Source organism: Pseudomonas sp. MAG733B (assembly GCF_036884845.1).
Classification (GTDB): Bacteria; Pseudomonadota; Gammaproteobacteria; order Pseudomonadales; family Pseudomonadaceae; genus Aquipseudomonas.
The window spans coordinates 5553615-5575303 of sequence record NZ_CP145732.1 but is presented as its reverse complement, the minus strand read 5'-3'; the positions used below and the strand labels follow the sequence as shown (position 1 = coordinate 5575303).

General features: G+C 59.8%; 21 protein-coding genes. All 21 read left to right on the top strand.

Annotation, left to right across the window (positions count from 1 at the left end):
• The first annotated feature begins 211 nt into the window (after window positions 1-211).
• The 21 genes from V6Z53_RS25465 to fliM all read left to right on the top strand — a co-directional run bounded on the left by V6Z53_RS25465 (window position 212) and on the right by fliM (window position 21672).
• Entirely contained in the window at window positions 212-1141 is a 930-nt protein-coding gene (locus V6Z53_RS25465; protein ID WP_338582398.1) for a ketoacyl-ACP synthase III, read from the top strand.
• 250 nt (window positions 1142-1391) lie between these two features.
• Complete coding sequence (locus V6Z53_RS25460) at window positions 1392-2837, top strand: flagellin (RefSeq protein ID WP_338582397.1); 1446 nt, start codon at window positions 1392-1394, stop codon at window positions 2835-2837.
• A 74-nt stretch (window positions 2838-2911) separates the two neighbouring features.
• On the top strand, window positions 2912-3262 hold the full coding sequence (locus V6Z53_RS25455) for a flagellar protein FlaG (RefSeq protein WP_338582396.1): 351 nt from the start codon (window positions 2912-2914) through the stop codon (window positions 3260-3262).
• Between the two features lie 81 nt (window positions 3263-3343).
• A complete protein-coding gene (gene fliD, locus V6Z53_RS25450; protein WP_338582395.1) occupies window positions 3344-4729 on the top strand; it encodes a flagellar filament capping protein FliD in 1386 nt (461 codons plus the stop codon).
• A 154-nt stretch (window positions 4730-4883) separates the two neighbouring features.
• Window positions 4884-5279 (top strand): flagellar export chaperone FliS, encoded by a 396-nt coding sequence (fliS, locus tag V6Z53_RS25445; protein ID WP_338582394.1) that lies wholly within the window; start codon window positions 4884-4886, stop codon window positions 5277-5279.
• 18 nt (window positions 5280-5297) lie between these two features.
• On the top strand, window positions 5298-5594 hold the full coding sequence (gene fliT, locus V6Z53_RS25440) for a flagellar protein FliT (RefSeq protein ID WP_338582393.1): 297 nt from the start codon (window positions 5298-5300) through the stop codon (window positions 5592-5594).
• Between the two features lie 172 nt (window positions 5595-5766).
• Window positions 5767-7242 carry a sigma-54 dependent transcriptional regulator gene (locus V6Z53_RS25435; RefSeq protein ID WP_338582392.1) on the top strand — a complete coding sequence of 492 codons (1476 nt, stop codon included), beginning with the start codon at window positions 5767-5769 and terminating at the stop codon, window positions 7240-7242.
• Window positions 7243-7370: 128 nt separating this feature from the next.
• A complete protein-coding gene (locus tag V6Z53_RS25430; RefSeq protein WP_338586563.1) occupies window positions 7371-8576 on the top strand; it encodes an ATP-binding protein in 1206 nt (401 codons plus the stop codon).
• Between the two features lie 5 nt (window positions 8577-8581).
• Window positions 8582-9967, top strand: a complete 1386-nt coding sequence (fleR, locus tag V6Z53_RS25425) for a sigma-54-dependent response regulator transcription factor FleR (RefSeq protein ID WP_338582391.1) — start codon at window positions 8582-8584, stop codon at window positions 9965-9967.
• 204 nt (window positions 9968-10171) lie between these two features.
• Window positions 10172-10501: a flagellar hook-basal body complex protein FliE gene (fliE, locus tag V6Z53_RS25420; protein WP_338582390.1), complete on the top strand. Its 330-nt coding sequence runs from the start codon at window positions 10172-10174 to the stop codon at window positions 10499-10501.
• Between the two features lie 15 nt (window positions 10502-10516).
• Window positions 10517-12304 carry a flagellar basal-body MS-ring/collar protein FliF gene (gene fliF, locus V6Z53_RS25415; protein WP_338582389.1) on the top strand — a complete coding sequence of 596 codons (1788 nt, stop codon included), beginning with the start codon at window positions 10517-10519 and terminating at the stop codon, window positions 12302-12304.
• Window positions 12297-13316 (top strand): flagellar motor switch protein FliG, encoded by a 1020-nt coding sequence (fliG, locus tag V6Z53_RS25410; RefSeq protein WP_007983391.1) that lies wholly within the window; start codon window positions 12297-12299, stop codon window positions 13314-13316. Before fliF ends, fliG begins: the two co-directional genes overlap by 8 nt.
• A gap of 4 nt (window positions 13317-13320) precedes the next feature.
• Window positions 13321-14118, top strand: coding sequence for a flagellar assembly protein FliH (gene fliH, locus V6Z53_RS25405; RefSeq protein ID WP_338582388.1), 798 nt, complete (start codon window positions 13321-13323; stop codon window positions 14116-14118).
• On the top strand, window positions 14108-15466 hold the full coding sequence (gene fliI, locus V6Z53_RS25400; protein WP_150704815.1) for a flagellar protein export ATPase FliI: 1359 nt from the start codon (window positions 14108-14110) through the stop codon (window positions 15464-15466). The genes fliH and fliI overlap by 11 nt, the downstream gene beginning before the upstream one ends.
• Window positions 15467-15472: 6 nt before the next feature.
• Window positions 15473-15922, top strand: coding sequence for a flagellar export protein FliJ (gene fliJ / locus V6Z53_RS25395; protein WP_338582387.1), 450 nt, complete (start codon window positions 15473-15475; stop codon window positions 15920-15922).
• Window positions 15923-16101: 179 nt separating this feature from the next.
• Window positions 16102-16401, top strand: a complete 300-nt coding sequence (locus V6Z53_RS25390; RefSeq protein WP_338582386.1) for an STAS domain-containing protein — start codon at window positions 16102-16104, stop codon at window positions 16399-16401.
• A gap of 5 nt (window positions 16402-16406) precedes the next feature.
• Window positions 16407-18113, top strand: coding sequence for a fused response regulator/phosphatase (locus V6Z53_RS25385; RefSeq protein ID WP_338582385.1), 1707 nt, complete (start codon window positions 16407-16409; stop codon window positions 18111-18113).
• Window positions 18114-18143: 30 nt separating this feature from the next.
• Window positions 18144-18494 (top strand): Hpt domain-containing protein, encoded by a 351-nt coding sequence (locus V6Z53_RS25380; protein WP_338582384.1) that lies wholly within the window; start codon window positions 18144-18146, stop codon window positions 18492-18494.
• Between the two features lie 101 nt (window positions 18495-18595).
• A complete protein-coding gene (locus tag V6Z53_RS25375) occupies window positions 18596-19951 on the top strand; it encodes a flagellar hook-length control protein FliK (protein WP_338582383.1) in 1356 nt (451 codons plus the stop codon).
• Between the two features lie 242 nt (window positions 19952-20193).
• Window positions 20194-20694, top strand: a complete 501-nt coding sequence (fliL, locus tag V6Z53_RS25370; RefSeq protein WP_338582382.1) for a flagellar basal body-associated protein FliL — start codon at window positions 20194-20196, stop codon at window positions 20692-20694.
• Window positions 20695-20703: 9 nt separating this feature from the next.
• A complete protein-coding gene (fliM, locus tag V6Z53_RS25365) occupies window positions 20704-21672 on the top strand; it encodes a flagellar motor switch protein FliM (protein ID WP_056853014.1) in 969 nt (322 codons plus the stop codon).
• Window positions 21673-21689: the final 17 nt, after the last annotated feature.

Here is a 21689-nt window from a genome sequence, read left to right as displayed (position 1 = left end):
CCACAAAATCAAATAAAGCAGTAATCTCTGAGTGACCCGTCAGTCAAAACGCGCATCTTCACTGTATCCTGTCTGCGGGCGGTGAAGGTGGCGGGCTGTTCAAGGTGTTTCTTGATTCCCGACGTTGCCTCTTCTGGGGCCGGGCCCCGACTGTAGACGCCCTCGATTCAGCGAGCGGCGATGTTCAGCTGTTTATTATTGGGAAGCCATAATGATTGGCATAAAAAATATAGCGAGTTACGTGCCGACAGCCGGGGTTGATAACTACGCCCAGGGTGCAAAGTTCGACAAGGACGAAACCTTTATCCTTGGCAAGATCGGCTCGGCATTTTTGCCGCGCATGGATGCCGATCAGGAAACTTCCGATCTGTGTGTCGAAGCCGCCAATGCGCTGTTCGCCGCCAGTCCTGAACTCAAGCGTGAAGCCATCGATTGCCTGATCGTCGTCACCCAGAACGGTGACGAAGAAGGATTGCCGCACACCGCCGCAATCGTTCAGGACAAATTGGGCTTGCCGACCCACGTCGCCGCTTTCGATATTTCCCTGGGCTGTTCCGGCTACGTCTACGGCATCTATGCGATCAAGGGCTTCATGGAAGCGGCAGGGCTGAAAAACGGCCTGCTGATCACCGCCGACCCGTATTCGAAGATCGTCGACCCGGAAGATCGCAACACCACCATGCTGTTCGGCGATGCCGCCACCGCCACCTGGATGGGTGAAAACGCGGTCTGGCAACTGGGCAAGTCGAAGTTCGGCACCGACGGTTCCGGCGCGCCGCACCTGAAAGTCACCGACGGTGTGTTCTTCATGAATGGCCGTCAGGTCTTCAACTTTGCACTGTTGAAAGTCCCGGCGCATTTGCATGAGCTGCTGGACGAGTCGAACTTGCAGGCTGGCGATATCGATGCCTTCTGCATTCACCAGGGCAGTGCGGCCATCGTCGATGCCGTGGCGCGCCGCTTCGAAGAAGGTGAACCGGAGAAGTTCGTCAAGGACATGCTTGAAACCGGCAATACGGTTTCATCCAGCATTCCGCTGCTACTGCAGAACCATGTGTTCGACTCCAAGTGGACCCGAGTCGCCATCAGCGGCTTTGGCGTAGGCTTGTCGTGGGGTTCGGCAATTCTCTATCGCGGTTGATCAACCCGATATCTGCTGTAATAAAAACGCCCGGAAACGTAAGTCTCCGGGCGTTTTGCCTTTTTCTGGCGCCGATTTTCTGTCTCTAAAGCCTTGAAAATAAAGGGCTGGCAAGCTGCCACTAAAAAATTCGAAAAAACCCCTCAAGCAAAGCCACCTCACGACGATAACTATTACGTAGGTTCTCTAGGCCAAACCCGACGGATGTCAGGGCCGGAAGCCGAAGTATCCATCCAACGAGGATTTCGTCATGGCTTTAACAGTAAACACCAACATTGCATCGCTGAACGTTCAAAAGAACCTGACCCGTTCGTCCGACGCTCTGCAAACTTCGATGCAACGCCTGTCTTCCGGCCTGCGTATCAACAGCGCTAAAGATGACGCTGCTGGCCTGCAAATCTCCAACCGTCTGACCAGCCAGATCAACGGCCTGCAAACCGCTATCAAGAACGCCGGTGACGGTATCTCCATCGCGCAAACTGCTGAAGGCGCGATGCAAGAATCCACCAACATCCTGCAGAAAATGCGTACCCTGGCTCTGGCTTCCGCGAACGGCTCGCCAAGCGCTGAAGACCGTAAGTCGAACAACGCTGAATACTCGGCTCTGACCGCTGAATTGACCCGTATCGCTACCACCACTACCTTCGGTGGTCGTAACCTGCTGGACGGTGGTTTCGGTACTACCGCTTTCCAGGTCGGCGCCAACGCCAACCAGACCATCAACATGACTCTGGGCGACGTATCGGCTAACAACATCGGCTCCCAGCAGCTGAAATCCGTAGCCATCCCGCCTTCGCTGGCTGGTGTTACCGGTGGTGCAATCGCTATTACCGGTGGCGGCCAAACCGCTAGCATCACCACCGTTACTGGCCAGTCTGCCAAAGCTACCGCTGCTCAGATGAACGGCGCCATCGGTGGCCTGTCGGCTACTGCCAGCACTGAAGCCAAGTTCACTGTTAACACTGCAGCGATCACTGGTGCACTGCCAGGTACTGCGAACTTCACCATCAAGGTAGGTTCGGGTACTGCGGTCAACATCGTTGGTGTAACCGACACTGCTGGCCTGGCTGACCAATTGAAATCCAACGCCGCCAAACTGGGCATCAGCGTTAACTTCAACTCCACCACCAGCAACCTGGAAATCAAATCCGACACCGGTGAGAACATCATCCTGAACGGTGGTGACGCCAGCGCAATCGCCGGTATCTCGATCGCTGCCAAAGACGGTGCTGGCTCCTACGGCACTGCTGTTGCTGCTGCTGCAACTGCAGTTCAGGTGACTGGTGCAGTTTCCCTGAACTCCACCAACAGCTACTCGCTGAACGGCGCTGGTGCAACCGGTCTGTTCGTTGCCGCCGGTACTACCGTCAGCTCGGCTAAAACCGTTGTCAGCAACACCGACGTGACCACCGCCACCAACGCGCAAAACGCTGTTGACGTGATCACCCAGGCGATCGCCAACATCGACTCCCAGCGTGCTGACCTCGGTGCTGTACAAAACCGTTTCGACAGCACCGTTGCCAACCTGCGCAGCATCTCGGACAACTCCACTGCTGCTCGTGGCGTGATCCAGGATGTCGACTTCGCGTCGGAAACTGCTCAGCTGACCAAGCAACAAACCCTGCAACAGGCTTCCACCGCGATCCTGTCCCAGGCTAACCAGCTGCCATCCGCTGTACTGAAGCTGCTTCAGTAATTCCAGCGCTTGGTGACTGACGGAAGGGCGCGTTTACGTGCCCTTTCGTCTTTTCCGTGATGAGGAGATTTAGCATGGACATGAGCGTCAAGTTGAACTTGTCTTATCCGGCCGTTGCTCCTCAGAGTGCAGCGCCGAATGCCCCCGTCAAACAGGATCAGCCTAAGGTTGAAGCCGTTGCGTCATCGGGCTCCGAGCCCAAGCGCGACGACCTGGAGAAGGCCGTTACCGATATTCAGGAATTCGTTCAGGCTGCCCAGCGCAAACTGGATTTTTCCATTGATGATTCTTCCGGCCGGGTCGTGGTCAAGGTTATCGCCACCGAAACTGGTGACGTGATTCGCCAGATCCCTTCGGAAACCGCACTGAAACTGGCACAAAGCCTGTCGGACGCCAGTAGTTTGTTGTTTGACGACAAAGTCTGAACTGGCATGAATTTTGTTGCTGTCGCTGATTAAGATGCACTTAGTCAAGATGTCGGCAGCCACTGGATAAGGAGAGAGATGATGGCGGGTACAACGGTTAGCGGTATTGGTTCGAACATCGATACCCAGTCGATCGTGAAGTCTTTGGTGGACGCGGAACGCGCGCCCAAGCAAACGCAGATCAACAATCAGACGCTGAAAGCAACCACCTCGCTGTCGTCCATCGGCAAAATCCAGGCAGCGCTGGACGCCTTCCGCAGCGCACTGGACAACATGAAAACCGCCTCCAGCTTCAGTGGCTTGAGCGGTACTTCTTCCGATGAAAAGGTCGCCACCGTGACTACCGGTAACGGTGCGGCGGCGGGCAGTTTCTCGCTGTTGGTCACCAAGCTGGCAACCGCCTCGAAGATTTCCACCCAGGTTTACGCCGGTGGTGCGTCTTCGGTGGTCAACGCCGGTTCCGTGCCGACCACGCTGAGCATCAAGCAGGGCAGCGACACGTTCGACGTCAGCATTCCTGCGGGCGCGACCTTGCAGCAAGTGCGCGACTCGATCAACTCGCAGTACGCCAACAAAGGGCTGAGCGCCAACATCCTGACCGACGCTAGCGGCTCTCGCATGGTGTTGACCTCGACCACGACCGGTGTTGGCTCGGATCTGACGCTGTCGGGCAACTCGGGCCTGCAGACAGGTGTCACTGTCCTGGCTCCGCCGCAGAACGCCGAGTACGTTCTCGACGGTGTGTCCATGATCTCCAAGACCAATAACATCGCCGACGCGGTGAGCGGGATCACGCTCAAACTGACCGGCGTATCGCCGACGCCTTCCGGTGGTGGTCCAGCGACGGCGGCAACCATCACTGTGTCTGCGAGCACTGCGACACTGAAGTCGGCGGTCAAGGGTTTCGTCGATACCTACAACGCCCTGATCAAGGCTTCGAATTCCGAGACTCAAGTCACCACCAATCCTGATGGTTCTGTGACTTCAGGCGCTCTCACGGGCGATGCCTCCTTGCGTTCATTGATGTCGTCGGTGCGTACCGAGTTGAACGCGATGGGCGGGACAGGGGATTTGAAGTCTCTCGCTCAGTTTGGCGTCAAGACTGATCAGAAAACCGGGTTGCTGTCCGTCGACGATAAATTGTTCGATGCCGCCGCACTGACTAATGCCGCTGACATCAACGGCATCTTTACCGGTGACACCGGTTTGCTGGCGCGTATGAAGTCCGCCACCGACAGCTTTGCCCTGAGCAAGACCGGTGTGTTCGCTGCCCGTTCGGCAACCCTGACCGACAGCCTGAATGACTTGAAAAAGCAGCAGGACTCCCTCGACGCGCGCATGGCCAGCCTGCAAACCAGCCTGACGGCCAAGTACACCGCGATGGACTCCCTTGTGGCCAAGCTGCGGGCACAGAGCGACAGCATCATGACCACGCTCAATGCGCTGAACAATCCGAAAGACAACTGATCCGGATCAGGCATAAAAAAACCCAGGCAGTCTGTAATGATACTGCCTGGGTTTTTTCATTGGTGGTGGGTCTGCGTTAAAGTTATGTGTCGCTCAGTCGACATAAAGACCAGAGCAATCCTTTTTCAGTTGTTATCTGTCACGAGGTAGAAACATGAACCCCATGAGAGCCCTTCGCCAATATCAGAAGGTCAATTCCCATGCTCAGATCTCTGAAGCCAACCCTCATCGCCTGGTGCAGCTGCTGATGGAAGGCGGGCTGGATCGCATGGCCCAGGCCAAAGGCGCGATGGAGCGGGGCGACATCGCACTCAAGGGGTTGATGATGGGTAAGGCCGTGGACATCATCATTGGCCTGCGCGATGGCTTGAACCCGGAAAAAACCGACGATCCGGCATCGCTGCAGCAGCTCGACAATCTGTACGCCTACATGATGACGCGTCTGATGGAAGCCAATCGCGATAACGACGCGGCGATCATCGACGAGGTGTCGGGTTTGCTTGAAACCCTGAAAAGCGGTTGGGATGCCATTGCCAATCAATCGGCCTGAAGGTCTGAGGATCACGTCATGAGTCAAGCACTGCGGCGCATAGAAGAAACCCGTGAAGCCCTGATCGACGCCCTGGCGGCGCGCAATTGGGATGCGATTGGCGAACTGGATACGGCCTGTCGTGAATGCGTTGACGAGGTGCTCAGCGAGGCGCCGATCGACGAAGAGGCATTGCGCAGCAATCTGGAAGGGTTGTTGGCGGTCTACAAAGACCTGCTGACTGCGACGATGGGTGAGCGCCAAGCGATAGTCGACGAGATGACGCAGATCAACCAAGCGCAAAACGCGGCAAAGGTTTACCATCTGTTTGGTTAATTGACGCCAGTTAATCCAAACATAGTGCGCCATAAATTTGACTGTGCACGGTTTTTTGACTTAACTAGTGGCTGGCTCCAGATATCAGTCGTCTTCAGGCATATCCTGCCTGCAAGCGTTTAGCTTGCCCCAGCATTTTGGGCATTGAGTTGACTAGGGAAGTTGCTATTGCATGTGGCGTGAAACCAAAATTCTGCTGATAGATGACGATAGCGTCCGCCGCCGCGACCTGGCGGTGATTTTAAATTTTCTCGGTGAAGAAAATTTACCCTGCGGTAGCCACGACTGGCAGCAGGCTGTCGGCTCTTTATCGTCTAGTCGTGAAGTGATCTGTGTCCTCATCGGGACGGTCAATGCTCCTGGTGCACTCATGGGCTTGCTAAAGACACTCGCGACATGGGATGAGTTCCTTCCGGTTTTGTTAATGGGCGATAATTCTTCCATTGACCTGCCGGACGACCAGCGTCGCCGGGTACTTTCGACGCTCGAAATGCCGCCCAGTTACAGCAAACTGCTCGACTCGCTGCACCGTGCCCAGGTCTACCGTGAAATGTACGACCAGGCCCGCGAGCGCGGTCGCCATCGCGAACCCAATCTTTTCCGCAGCCTTGTCGGCACCAGCCGGGCGATCCAACACGTCCGTCAGATGATGCAGCAAGTCGCCGACACCGACGCCAGCGTGCTGATCCTTGGCGAGTCCGGGACCGGCAAGGAAGTGGTCGCGCGCAACCTGCATTACCATTCCAAGCGCCGTGAAGCGCCGTTCGTGCCGGTCAACTGCGGGGCGATCCCGGCTGAGCTGCTCGAAAGCGAATTGTTCGGTCATGAGAAGGGCGCCTTCACCGGTGCGATCACCAGCCGCGCGGGGCGTTTCGAACTGGCCAACGGCGGCACCCTGTTCCTCGATGAAATCGGCGACATGCCGCTGCCGATGCAGGTCAAGTTGCTGCGCGTATTGCAGGAGCGCACCTTCGAACGCGTGGGCAGCAACAAGACCCAGAGCGTCGACGTGCGCATCATTGCGGCGACCCACAAGAATCTCGAAAGCATGATCGAGATCGGTACCTTCCGCGAAGATTTGTACTACCGCTTGAACGTGTTCCCGATCGAGATGGCGCCGCTGCGTGAGCGCGTCGAAGATATCCCGCTGTTGATGAACGAACTGATCTCGCGCATGGAGCATGAGAAGCGCGGTTCGATCCGTTTCAACTCCGCCGCCATCATGTCGCTGTGTCGTCACGGCTGGCCGGGCAACGTCCGCGAGCTGGCGAACCTGGTGGAGCGCATGGCGATCATGCATCCGTATGGGGTGATCGGCGTGGTCGAGTTGCCGAAGAAATTCCGCTACGTCGACGACGAAGACGAGCAACTGGTCGACAGCTTGCGCAGCGATCTTGAAGAGCGGGTGGCCATCAACGGTCATACCCCGGACTTCACGGCCAACGCCATGCTGCCGCCGGAAGGCCTGGACCTGAAGGACTACCTCGGTGGTCTGGAGCAAGGCTTGATCCAGCAGGCGCTGGACGATGCCAATGGCATTGTGGCTCGCGCCGCCGAACGTCTGCGTATCCGTCGCACCACACTGGTGGAAAAGATGCGCAAGTACGGCATGAGCCGTCGTGACGGAGATGAGCAGGCGGATGATTGACGCCTGTTTTTCAAGCGCTTCATTTATAAGAAGTTTTTTTTAGGCACGGGTATTGCTACGTCCCTCGCAACGTTCCGTTTCACTGACGGTCAGCCAAGCGAGAGAGCACGATGCCCCAAGTCGCCCAGATGTCTCCTGTCCCTAATGCCCTGGGGCAATCGTCGTCCGTAGAACAGGCAAGCCGGCTTGGCCTCGAGCAGGCATTCGCCCTGTTCAACCAGATGTCCAGTCAGTTGACCAGTTCCTACAGCATGCTCGAAGCCCGGGTCACCGAGCTCAAGGGTGAACTGGCCGTGGTCAGCGCCCAGCGCATGCAGGAGCTGGCTGAAAAAGAACGCCTGGCCAACCGTCTGCAGAACCTTCTCGACCTGTTGCCCGGTGGCGTCATCGTCATCGACGCCCAGGGCATCGTGCGCGAAGCCAACCCGGCAGCCTGTGAACTGCTCGGCCTGCCGCTGGAGGGTGAGTTGTGGCGACATGTCATTGCCCGCTGCTTTGCGCCTCGCGAAGACGACGGTCATGAAGTTTCACTCAAGGATGGTCGGCGCTTGTCGATCGCCACGCGCTCGCTGGATGCCGAGCCCGGCCAACTGGTGTTGCTCAACGACCTGACTGAAACCCGTCACCTGCAAGATCAGCTGGCGCGACACGAGCGACTGTCCTCTCTCGGGCGCATGGTTGCGTCGCTCGCTCACCAGATTCGTACGCCGTTGTCCGCCGCGCTGCTCTACGCCAGTCATTTGACTGAGCAGGAATTGCCGGTCGAGACCCAGCAGCGTTTTGCCGGGCGTCTCAAAGAGCGCCTGCACGAGCTGGAGCATCAGGTGCGCGACATGCTGGTGTTTGCACGCGGTGAATTGCCCCTGACCGATCGCGTAACCCCCAAACAATTGATGCAGTCGCTGCAAGCGGCAGCCCTGACCCATGTGCAGGACCTGCCTGTCCGCTGGCAGTGCGACAGCCATGCCGGCGAGTTGTTGTGCAGTCGCGACACCCTGGTCGGGGCCATCCTCAATCTCATCGAAAACGCTATTCAGGCCAGTGCCGGTGACGTGCACCTGAAGGTCCACCTGTATACCCGCGACAACCACTTGCGTGTGTGCGTCAGTGACAGCGGCAGCGGGATCGACGGCGTCGTGCTGGCGCGTCTGGGTGAACCGTTTTTCACCACCAAGGCCACCGGTACCGGCCTCGGCCTGACCGTGGTCAAGGCAGTTGCCCGTGCCCATCAGGGCGAGTTGCAATTGCGTTCGCGGGTGGGCCGAGGCACGTGTGCGCAGGTCATCCTGCCGCTGTTTGTCAGTGAAAAAAGCAGCGCTCAGGGAGCGGAGTGAAAGTCATGGGTATCAAGGTTCTACTGGTCGAGGATGACCGCGCTTTACGCGAAGCACTGGCCGATACGCTGTTGCTCGCCGGTCACGAATACACAGCCGTCGGTTCGGCGGAAGACGCCTTGGGCGCAGTCGAGGCCGAGGCGTTCAACCTGGTGCTCAGCGACGTCAACATGCCGGGCATGGATGGTCATCAACTGCTGGGCTTGCTGCGGGCGCGACAGCCGCAACTGCCGGTGTTGCTGATGACGGCGCACGGTGCCGTGGAGCGCGCAGTGGATGCGATGCGTCAGGGCGCGGCAGATTATCTGGTCAAGCCTTTCGAACCCAAGGCCTTGCTCGATCTGGTCGCCCGGCATGCGCTGGGCAGTCTCGGCAACGCGGACAGCGAAGGGCCGGTGGCTTTGGAGCCGGCCAGTGCGCAGCTGCTGGACCTGGCCGCGCGGGTAGCTCGCAGTGATTCCACGGTATTGATCTCCGGCGAGTCCGGGACGGGCAAGGAAGTGCTGGCGCGCTACATCCATCAGCACTCCCATCGCGCCAGTCAGCCGTTCATTGCAATCAACTGCGCGGCGATCCCCGACAACATGCTCGAGGCCACATTGTTCGGCCACGAAAAAGGCTCGTTCACCGGCGCCATTGCCGCGCAGGCCGGCAAGTTCGAACAGGCCGATGGCGGGACCATCCTGCTCGACGAAATTTCTGAAATGCCCCTCGGCCTGCAAGCCAAATTGCTGCGCGTGCTACAAGAGCGCGAGGTCGAACGCGTCGGCGCGCGCAAGCCGATCACTCTGGACATCCGCGTGGTCGCGACCACCAACCGTGACCTGGCCGGGGAAGTGGCGGCGGGGCGTTTCCGTGAAGACCTTTACTATCGCCTGTCGGTGTTTCCACTGGCGTGGCGTCCGTTGCGCGAGCGCACCGCCGATATCCTGCCGCTGGCCGAGCGGTTGCTGGCCAAACACGTCAATAAAATGAAGCATGCCGCGGCGCGACTGTCGCCCGAGGCGCAAGCGTGCCTGATCGGTTACCCGTGGCCGGGCAATGTGCGTGAGCTGGACAACGCGATTCAGCGCGCGCTGATCCTGCAACAGGGCGGCCTGATTCAGCCGCAGGATTTCTGTCTGGCCGGGCCGGTCGCCTGCGCGCCGTTGCCGTCATTGGCGCCGGTGCCGGTGCGTCCACTGGAAGTCGACGCCGAGTCTGCTGGCGCGTTGGGGGATGACCTGCGTCGTCGCGAGTTCCAGATGATCATCGACACCCTGCGCACCGAGCGTGGCCGTCGCAAAGAGGCCGCCGAACGCCTGGGCATCAGCCCGCGCACCTTGCGCTACAAGCTGGCGCAGATGCGCGATGCCGGGATGGACGTAGAAGCGTATTTGTTCGCCACCTGACTCTATTCCTGTAGGAGCGAGCTTGCTCGCGATGGTCGTTAACGATTGCGCGGGGTTTCAGGATAAACGCGTTGCTCTTGCGTCCATCGCGAGCAGGCTCGCTCCTACAGGGGGATCGTCTCGAAAGCTGGCACCCTTGTTGCTAACACCTCAGTACCCGCCGAGTGAGTGTCAAAAAATTGCGGGTCGCCAAAGAGAGAAATCATGAGCCAAGGTATTGAATTCAATCGGTTGATGCTGGATATGCGCTCCATGCAAATGGACGCCATGTCTGCGCCGAAATCGACTGCCGCCGTCCCTGAACTGAATGGCAGCAGCTTTTCCGACATGCTCGGTCAGGCCGTCAATAAAGTGAACGACACCCAGCAGGCTTCCAGTCAGTTGGCCAGTGCCTTCGAGATCGGCAAGAGCGGCGTCGACCTGACGGACGTGATGATTTCCTCGCAGAAGGCCAGCGTGTCTTTCCAGGCGTTGACCCAGGTGCGTAACAAGCTGGTTCAGGCTTACCAAGACATCATGCAGATGCCGGTTTAAGGACGAGATTGAGTCATGGCAGAAGCAGTCGCCGATAATGTTCCGGCCAAGGCCACACCGATAGACGGCAAGCCGCCGCTGTTCGGTCTGTCCTTCCTGGAAAACCTCTCCGAGATGACCATGCTGCGTCAGGTGGGCCTGTTGGTCGGCCTGGCCGCGAGCGTGGCGATTGGCTTTGCCGTGGTGTTGTGGTCCCAGCAGCCGGACTACCGTCCGCTGTATGGCAGCCTTGCCGGTATGGACGCCAAGCAGGTCATGGACACCCTGGCCGCCGCCGATATTCCCTACACCGTCGAACCGAATTCCGGTGCCTTGCTGGTCAAGGCCGAAGACCTGTCCCGTGCGCGACTCAAACTCGCGGGCGCTGGTGTCACTCCCAGCGATGGCAACATCGGTTTTGAAATCCTCGATAAAGAACAAGGCCTGGGTACCAGCCAGTTCATGGAAGCCACGCGCTATCGTCGTGGCCTCGAAGGTGAACTGGCGCGCACGATTTCCAGCCTGAACAATGTCAAGGGCGCCCGCGTGCACCTGGCGATTCCGAAGAGTTCGGTGTTCGTGCGCGACGAGCGCAAGCCGAGTGCTTCGGTACTGGTTGAGCTGTACTCCGGCCGGTCGCTGGAGCCGGGTCAGGTGGTTGCCATCATCAATCTGGTGGCGACCAGCGTTCCTGAGTTGAGCAAGTCGCAGATCACCGTGGTCGACCAGAAGGGCAACCTGCTTTCCGATCAGGCGGAAAATTCCGAACTGACCATGGCCGGCAAGCAATTCGATTACAGCCGTCGCATGGAAAGCATGCTCACCCAGCGTGTGCACAACATCCTGCAACCGGTGCTGGGCAATGATCGCTATAAAGCCGAAGTCTCGGCCGACGTTGACTTCAGTGCCGTCGAGTCAACTTCCGAGCAGTTCAACCCGGACCAACCGGCGTTGCGCAGCGAGCAGTCGGTCAACGAACAACGCACCGCCAGCAATGGTCCGCAAGGTGTGCCGGGTGCCTTGAGCAACCAGCCGCCATCGCCGGCCTCCGCGCCGCAAACGACTGCGGGCGCTGCGCCTGCTGCCGGCATGGTGCAACCAGGCCAGCCACTGATCGATGCCAACGGCCAGCAAATCATGGACCCGGCCACCGGCCAGCCGATGTTGGCGCCGTACCCGGCGGACAAGCGTCAACAGTCCACCAAGAACTTCGAACTCGACCGTTCCATCAGCCACACCAAACAGCAGCAGGGCCGATTGAATCGCCTGTCGGTGTCGGTAGTGGTGGACGATCAGGTCAAGATCAACCCGGCCAACGGTGAAACCACCCGCGCGCCGTGGACCGCCGATGAATTGGCGCGCTTCACTCGCCTGGTGCAGGACGCGGTCGGTTTCGACGCCAGCCGTGGCGACAGCGTCAGCGTGATCAACATGCCGTTCTCCGCCGATCGCGGCGAAGTGATTGCCGATATTCCGTTCTACTCCCAGCCGTGGTTCTGGGACATCGTCAAGCAAGTCATGGGTGTCCTGTTCATCCTGGTGCTGGTGTTCGGTGTGCTGCGTCCGGTGCTCAACAACATCACCGGTGGCGGCAAAGACAAACAACTGGCCGGCATCGGCAGCGACGTCGAGTTGGGTGGCATGGGCGGCCTGGACGGCGAACTGGCCAACGACCGCGTCAGCCTCGGCGGCCCGCAAAGCATCCTGCTGCCGAGCCCGAGCGAAGGCTATGACGCGCAGTTGAACGCAATCAAGAGTCTGGTGGCAGAAGACCCGGGTCGTGTGGCCCAGGTCGTGAAAGAGTGGATTAACGCAGATGAGTGATAACCGAGCCGTTGCCGCCAAGCTGTCCAAGGTCGACAAAGCTGCAATCCTGCTGCTGTCCCTTGGCTCTACCGACGCCGCCCAGGTGCTGCGCCACATGGGGCCCAAAGAGGTCCAGCGTGTGGGCGTGGCCATGGCGCAGATGGGTAACGTGCACCGCGAGCAGGTCGAGCAGGTGATGAGCGAGTTCGTCGACATCGTCGGCGACCAGACCAGCCTGGGTGTCGGCTCCGACGACTACGTGCGCAAAATGCTCACCCAGGCACTGGGCGAAGACAAGGCCAATGGCCTGATCGACCGCATCCTGCTGGGTGGCAACACCAGTGGCCTCGACAGCCTGAAGTGGATGGAGCCGCGCGCCGTCGCCGATGTGATCCGTTACGAGCACCCGCAGATCCAGGCGATCGTGGTGGCTTACCTCGACCCGGACCAGGCCGGTGAAGTGCTCGGCAACTTCGACCACAAGGTGCGCCTGGACATCATCCTGCGCGTCTCGTCGCTGAACACCGTGCAGCCTGCGGCCCTGAAAGAACTCAACCAGATTCTCGAGAAGCAGTTCTCCGGCAACTCGAACGCTTCGCGCACCACCCTGGGCGGCATCAAGCGCGCGGCAGACATCATGAACTTCCTCGACAGCTCGATCGAAGGCCAGCTCATGGACTCGATCCGCGAAGTCGACGAAGACCTGTCCGGTCAGATCGAAGACCTCATGTTCGTGTTCAACAACCTGGCCGATGTCGACGACCGCGGTATCCAGGCACTGTTGCGCGAAGTGTCTTCCGACGTGCTGGTGCTGGCCCTCAAGGGTTCGGACGAAGGCGTCAAGGAAAAGATCTTCAAGAACATGTCCAAGCGTGCGGCCGAACTGTTGCGCGACGACCTGGAAGCCAAAGGCCCGGTACGCGTCAGCGACGTGGAAACCGCGCAGAAAGAAATCCTCACTATCGCCCGTCGTATGGCCGAGGCCGGGGAAATCGTTCTCGGTGGCAAGGGCGGCGAGGAAATGATCTAACACCATGGCCAAGCATGATGATTCACCCACTGACCTGATCCGGGCCAGGGATGTCAGTGGTTTCGATACCTGGGCGCTGCCCAGTTTCGACCCGCCGGCACCCGAGCCTGAACCGGAGCCGGAACCCGAACCGCCGGAAATGGAAGAAGTGCCGCTGGAGGAAGTCCAGCCACTGACCCTTGAAGAACTCGAAAGCATTCGCCAGGAAGCCTATAACGAAGGCTTCGCGGTGGGTGAGAAAGAAGGTTTCCACAGCACCACGCTCAGGGTCCGCCAGGAAGCTGAAGTGGCGCTATCGGCCAAGATCGCCGGGCTGGAACAGCTGATGGCGCATCTGTTCGAGCCTATCGCCGAACAAGACACCCAGATTGAAAAGTCGCTGGTCGACCTCGTGCAGCACATCACCAAACAGGTGATTCAGCGCGAACTGGCCATCGACTCGACGCAGATCGAACACGTCATGCGCGAAGCCCTCAAGCTGCTGCCGCTGGGCGTGGGCAATGTGCGGCTGTACATCAATCCGCAGGATTTCGAACAGGTCAAAGCACTGCGCGAACGCCATGAAGAAACCTGGCGCATCGTCGAGGACGAATCCTTGTTGCCCGGCGGTTGCCGGGTCGAGACCGAGCACAGTCGCATCGATGCCACGGTGGAAACCCGCGTCAAACAGGTCATGGACAAACTGTTCGATCAGCTCCACGAGCAGGCCTTGCACCCGGCCGCGCCGGACGTGAGCCTTGAACTGCCGATCGAAAGTAAACCCGCAGCCGCTGCCGATCCGGACCTTCCCGATGCGCCTTGAACGCACCAGTTTCGCCAAGCGCCTCGGTAGCTACGCCGAGGCCACGGAACTGGCCGGCGCGCCGATCCTCGAAGGGCGCCTGTTGCGCATGGTTGGCCTGACCCTCGAAGCCGAAGGCTTGCGCGCTGCCATGGGCAGCCGCTGCATGGTCATCAACGACGACAGCTATCACCCGGTGCAGGTCGAAGCCGAAGTCATGGGCTTCTCCGGCAGCAAGGTTTTCCTGATGCCGGTGGGCAGTGTTGCCGGCATCGCGCCCGGTGCTCGCGTCGTTCCGCTTTCCGATACCGGTCGTTTGCCGATGGGCATGAGCATGCTCGGGCGCGTGCTCGATGGCGCCGGTCGTGCGCTTGACGGCAAGGGCGGGATGAAGGCCGAAGACTGGGTGCCGATGGACGGCCCGACCATCAACCCGCTCAAGCGTGAACCAATCAGCGAGCCGCTGGACGTGGGCATCCGCTGCATCAACGGCATGTTGACGGTGGGTCGCGGTCAGCGTCTTGGCCTGTTCGCCGGTACCGGCGTGGGTAAATCCGTGCTGTTGGGCATGATGACCCGCTTCACCGAGGCCGACATTATCGTCGTCGGGCTGATCGGCGAGCGGGGTCGTGAAGTTAAAGAGTTCATCGAGCACATCCTCGGTGAAGAAGGGCTCAAGCGTTCAGTGGTGGTAGCTTCCCCGGCGGACGACGCGCCGCTGATGCGTCTGCGCGCCGCCATGTACTGCACACGAATCGCCGAGTATTTCCGCGACAAGGGCAAGAACGTCCTGTTGCTGATGGATTCGCTGACGCGATTCGCCCAGGCCCAGCGGGAAATCGCCCTGGCCATTGGCGAGCCGCCGGCAACCAAGGGCTATCCGCCATCGGTGTTCGCCAAATTGCCGAAACTGGTTGAGCGGGCCGGTAACGCCGAGAAGGGCGGCGGTTCGATCACGGCGTTCTACACCGTGCTGTCCGAAGGCGATGACCAGCAAGATCCGATTGCCGACTCGGCGCGAGGCGTGCTCGACGGGCACATCGTGCTGTCGCGGCGATTGGCGGAAGAAGGTCATTACCCGGCCATCGATATCGAGGCGTCCATCAGCCGGGTGATGCCGGCGGTGGTGTCGCCGGAACACATGATGCGCGCGCAGTACTTCAAGCAGTTGTGGTCGCGCTATCAGCAGAGTCGTGACCTGATCAGCGTCGGCGCTTACGTCGCCGGTGGTGATCGCGAGACCGACCTGGCGATTTCCCTGCAACCGCAACTGGTCAAATACCTGCGCCAGGGCCTCAACGACAGCATCAGCCTGGGCGAAAGCGAAGCGTATCTCGCCTCGATCTTCGCGCCTGCGGCGGGCGGCTAACCGGTCATGGCCCAGACTCGGGCAGGGCGTCTGGCACCCGTGGTGGAAATGGCCGAGAAGGCCGAGAAAACCGCGGTCCAGCGTCTGGGGCACTTTCAGGGGCAGGTGCGTTTGGCCGAAAGCAAGCTCGCCGACCTTGAAGCTTTTCGCCTCGATTATCAAGAACAGTGGATCGTGCGCGGCAGCAGCGGTGTGTCGGGCCAGTGGTTGCTCGGCTATCAGGGCTTTCTCGCGCAGTTGGGCACGGCCATTGATCAACAGCGACAAAGCCTGGCCTGGCACCAGAACAACCTGAACAAGGCACGGGACACCTGGCAACAGGCGTTCGCCCGGGTCGAAGGCTTGCGCAAACTGGTTCAGCGCTACGCCGATGAGGCGCGGGCACTCGAAGACAAACGCGAGCAAAAGCTGCTGGATGAATTGTCCCAGCGCTTGCCGCGGCAGGATGCGTATTGAGGGGCGGCTTTGAAAAGATCGCAGCCTGCGGCAGCTCCTACATTGACCGCGTGCAAATTCGATACTGTAGGAGCTGCCGCAGGCTGCGATCTTTTGATCCTGGCTTTTGCCTTGCCCCAACCTCTACCAAATGCTAAACCTTGTACAAGCAGGTTTACCAATGACAAGGAAGCCATGACATGTCAGTCGTTACAGAAGTCTCGCCGGATGGACAAAAACTGACGATATCGATCAAGGGACGCTTCGATTTCGCCAAGCATCAGGCATTTCGTGAGTCCTACGAAAGCCGGGATCTGGCCGAGGTCGTTGTCGACCTGAAGGACGCGACCTACCTCGACAGTTCCGCGCTGGGCATGCTGCTGCTGTTGCGTGACCACGCCGGTGGTGAAAACTCCGATATTCGCGTGGTCAACAGCAGTTCCGACGTGAAGAAGATCCTCGCCATTTCCAATTTCGACAAACTGTTCGACATCAGTTGATCGCCGTGCAGCCTGCACTCGAATCGCTGACGATCCTGATCGCCGAAGACAGCGCGGCCGACCGCATGCTGTTGTCGAGTATCGTCCGGCGTCAGGGCCATCAGGTGCTGACGGCCGCAAACGGTGCCGAAGCGGTCGAGGTGTTTCGCCTGCAACGTCCGCAACTGGTGTTGATGGACGCAATGATGCCGGTGATGGACGGTTTCGAGGCCGCACAACAGATCAAGGCGCTGGCCGGCGAAAACCTGGTGCCGATCATCTTCCTCACGTCGCTGTCCGAAAGCGAAGCGCTGGCTCGCTGTCTGGAGGTCGGGGGTGACGATTTTCTGGCGAAGCCGTACAACCAGGTGATCCTTGCCGCCAAGATCAAGGCGATGGACCGCTTGCGGCGATTGCAGGCGACCGTGTTGCAGCAACGTGACCAGATCGCCCGGCACCACGACTATTTGCTCAATGAACAACGGGTGGCCAAGGCTGTATTCGACAAAGTGGCGCATTCCGGTTGCCTGAACGCGCCCAATATCCGCTACCTGCAATCGCCTTACGCACTGTTCAATGGTGATTTGCTGCTGGCCGCGTTCACTCCGGCGGGCGACATGCATGTGTTGCTCGGCGATTTCACCGGCCATGGCTTGCCGGCCGCCGTCGGCGCGATGCCGTTGGCCGAAGTCTTCTACGGCATGACTGCCAAGGGCTATGGCCTGGCGGAAACCCTGCGCGAGATGAATGCCAAGCTCAAGCGGATCCTGCCGGTGGACATGTTCTGTTGTGCGACGCTGCTGTGCCTGAGCTTTCAGCGGCGCTCGGTGGAAGTCTGGAACGGCGGCATGCCGGACGGTTATCTGCACAATATCGCCAGCGGTGAGCGCACGCCGCTGATCGCCCGGCACTTGCCGCTTGGCGTGTTGAGCCCGCAAACGTTCGATGACCGCACCGAAGTGTTTCCGATGGCGCTGGGGGATCGGGTTTTCCTGTTGTCCGACGGGGTGATCGATACCTGCGATGCCAATGAACAGCTGTTTGGCGTGCAGCGTTTGCAGCAGGTGTTTGCGGCCAATCGTCAGCCGGATGCGCTGTTCGAAGACATCCAGCAAGCGCTGCGGGACTTTGGTGGCGAGGCCCGCGACGATGTGAGCATGGTCGAGGTCAGTCTGTTGGAGCCGGCTCAACTGAGTCCGCCCGCGCCGGTCTATTCCGACAGCGGCCAGTCCTGCCCGCTGGACTGGTCGGTGAGTTTCGAGTTTCGCGCCGCCACGCTCAAGCGCTTCAACCCGCTGCCGTACTTGCTGCAACTGTTGCTTGAGGTTCACGGCCTGCGGGCGCAGAGCGGGGCGCTCTACAGTGTGTTGGCCGAGTTGTATTCCAATGCCCTGGAGCATGGCGTGCTGGGCCTGGACTCAAGCCTCAAGCGCAGTGCCACTGGGTTTGGTCATTATTATCAGCAGCGCAATGCGCGTCTCGATGAGTTGCAGGACGGTTATGTGCGCGTGCACCTGCAAGTCACGCCGCAAGGCGAGGGCGGGTGCCTGGTGATTCGCGTCGAGGACAGCGGCAAGGGATTTGATGTTGACCGAGTGCTGGAGCGCCCCGTGGATCCTGTCCGTTTGTCGGGGCGCGGTGTAAGTCTGGTCCGTCAGTTGGGGCGTAATGCCAGTTGGTCCGACGATGGTCGTACTGCCCGCGTGGAGTTTTTCTGGGAGGCTCTGGCATAATCCGCGCATTCTTGATCAAGGAGTGAGCAAGTGGCTGACAAACATCTGGACCCGGACGTGCTGAGCGCGTTGCGGGAAGTCATGGAGGATGAGTTTTCGACATTGGTCGTTACCTTCCTCGCGGATTGCGAAGAGCGCCTGAAACTTTTGCGTCAGGCGGATTCGGCTGCGCAATTGACCGAGATTGCCCACAGCTTCAAAGGCAGCAGCAGCAACATGGGCGCCATCAGTCTCGCCGACCTGTGTGGCAAGCTTGAGCACAATGCCAAAACCCTTTCGGCTGCCGATATTGACCAATTGATTGGCGAAATCGAGAGTGAGTTCGCCATTGTGCGGCCTCTCTATGAATCCGAGCGACAGCGTTCCCCGGCGGCAAGCTGAATCGCCCCCGCGCCTTTCGTCGTCATCCGGCGAAACTGGCGCGACCCTTGCAGATAACTCTCTAACTGTACCTACGATCCCAGTGCAGCGGAGACCGTTAAATGCCCGTTACCCCCAATAATCTTCTTCAGGCCGTCGCGCCGGCCAAGGCGCAAGCCAACGCCGCCAATTCCACGGCGCTGACCGCTGAGCCCGGGGACAAGGCTTCCAGCTTCGCTCAGGTGTATGCCAAGCAGGCTCAGAACAAGCCTGCCTCGGCAGCTGATGGTGCCGCCAAGCCGGTCAGTGACAAGGCTGCGGACAACGCCGGCAAGAAGGACGTCGCCGACGACTCGTCTGCCGCCGCGGAACCGGCGGTTGCCGATAGCGGCAAAACCTTGCCCGCCGACAAACCGGCGCAGGCCGACGACAAGACTGCCAGCGATGATTCGGCGGACACAGCGCAGACGCCGGTCGTCGATGCCGCGCCTGTCGATCCGACGCTTGATCCTGCCTTGCTGTTGGCGGCGCAGCCGGTGGTCACCACGCCTGCGCCGGTGACACCACCGGTTGTAGAGGCCGCTCAGCCGCCGGTCGAAGCGCCTGTCGCTGCGCCCGTTGTAGCCGCGCCGGTTGCCGCTTCCACCGATACCGAATTCGATCCCGAAGCCGATCCGCTCGACGCATTGCCGGCCTTGCGCATGGCGATGGAGCAGAGCGGCCACGTTTCGGCGTCTAGCCAGGCACAGCCGAAAGCCGCGCCGACGCCTGCCCAGGCGCAGGCCGATGGTGAGCAGACCGCTGCGCAGAACTTTGCCGCCGGCATGGCCAGCATGCTCGACGTGCAGGGCGACAAGGACAGCACCAGCCAGGGTGGCGAGAAGGCTTTCAGTGGACTGATCGATGACGGTCTGAAGGATCTGAAGTCGGCCAGCAGCGATACGCGGGTCGACGATTTCGCCAACCGACTGGCGGCACTCACGCAAGCGGCTACGCCGAAAACCGCCAATGCGTTGCCGGTGAACCAGCCGATCGCCATGCATCAGAGTGGCTGGACCGAAGAAGTGGTGAACCGGGTCATGTACCTGTCCAGCGTCAACCTCAAGGCGGCTGACATTCAGTTGCAACCGGCTGAACTGGGGCGTCTCGACATTCGCGTGAACATGGTTCCGGATCAGCAGACCCAGGTGACATTCATGAGCGCCCACCCCGGCGTGCGTGAAGCGCTGGATGGTCAGGTCCATCGCTTGCGTGACATGTTCGCGCAGCAGGGCATGGGCCAGGTTGACGTCAACGTGTCCGACCAGAATCGAGGTTCGCAGGATCAGAGCCAGAATCAGCAGGCTCAAAGTGGACGTACCAGTGCCAGTGGCGGTCGTCTTGATTCGATGGATGACGAAATCGCTCCAGGCGTTGCCGAAGTCGCCGCACCGGTTACCAGCGTGATCGGTTCCAGCGCGGTCGATTACTACGCCTGATTGAACACCATACAAAACCCTGTGGGAGCGAGCTTGCTCGCGATGAGGCCCTGACAGTCGACATTTTCATCGACTGTTAGACCGCTATCGCGAGCAAGCTTGCTCCCACATTGGTTTTGTATGGTGTTCTTCAAATTGCCGTGCAGCCTCGCCACCCATCCCCCTCCCAACACTTCTGGCATAACACTTGCTCTTGCCTATCCGTGCGACTGTGAAAACCCGAATAGTGACGGATTATTGGCATGGCGAAGAGCGACGCAGCAGTAAAAGACCCCGCAACCAAAGGCAAACTCAAGCTGATTATCGCGGTCGTGGTGGCTCTGCTGCTGGCGATCGGCTTGTCCGTGGGGGCCACCTGGTACTTCATGCACAGCGCCCAGAGCAAGCCGGCGGCCGTGGTTGAAGCCGCACCGCAGGGCAAGCAGCCGGCGATTTTCGAGTCGATGGCGCCGGCGTTTGTCGCCAACTACAACCAGAACGGCCGTCAGCGCTACATGCAGGTGAGCATCACCATGCTTGGCCGCAACCAGGCTGATCTGGATGCGCTCAAGGTGCACATGCCGGTGATCCGCAACAACCTGGTCATGCTGTTCTCCGGGCAGGACTTCGCTACGCTCGCGTCGCCGGTCGGCCAGGAAATGCTGCGCCAGAAAGCCACGGCCAGCGTCCAGGAAGTGGCGCAGAAAGAGCTTGGCAAAGTGGTCATCGAACAATTGCTTTTCACTAATTTCGTACTGCAGTAGGAACACGACATGGCCGTGCAGGACCTGCTGTCCCAGGATGAGATCGACGCGCTGTTGCATGGCGTGGACGATGGTCTGGTACAGACCGATAACGCTGCCGAACCCGGCACCGTCAAAAGCTACGACCTGACCAGCCAGGATCGCATCGTTCGTGGACGCATGCCGACCCTGGAAATGATCAACGAACGTTTCGCCCGCTACACGCGCATCAGCATGTTCAACATGCTGCGTCGCTCGGCGGACGTGGCGGTCGGTGGCGTGCAGGTGATGAAGTTCGGCGAATACGTGCACTCGCTGTACGTGCCGACCAGTCTCAACCTGGTCAAGATCAAACCGCTGCGCGGCACCGCGCTGTTCATCCTCGACGCCAAACTGGTGTTCAAGCTGGTGGACAACTTCTTCGGCGGCGACGGCCGACACGCCAAGATCGAAGGGCGTGAATTCACCCCGACCGAACTGCGTGTGGTGCGCATGGTGCTGGAGCAGGCCTTCATCGACTTGAAGGAAGCCTGGCAGGCGATCATGGAAGTGAACTTCGAGTACATCAACTCGGAAGTGAACCCGGCGATGGCCAACATCGTCGGCCCGAGCGAAGCGATTGTGGTGTCGACCTTCCACATCGAACTCGATGGCGGTGGCGGCGACCTGCACGTGACCATGCCGTATTCGATGATCGAACCGGTGCGCGAAATGCTCGACGCCGGCTTCCAGTCGGACCTCGACGACCAGGACGAACGCTGGGTCAACGCCCTGCGCCAGGACGTGCTGGATGTCGACGTGCCGATCGGCGCCACGGTTGCCCGCCGCCAGTTGAAACTGCGCGACATCCTGCACATGCAGCCGGGGGACATCATCCCGGTGGAAATGCCGGAAGACATGATCATGCGCGCCAACGGCGTGCCGGCCTTCAAGGTCAAGATGGGCTCGCACAAAGGCAACCTTGCGTTGCAGGTGATCGAGCCGATCGAGCGCCGTTGACCGGCGCTCGTACTCAT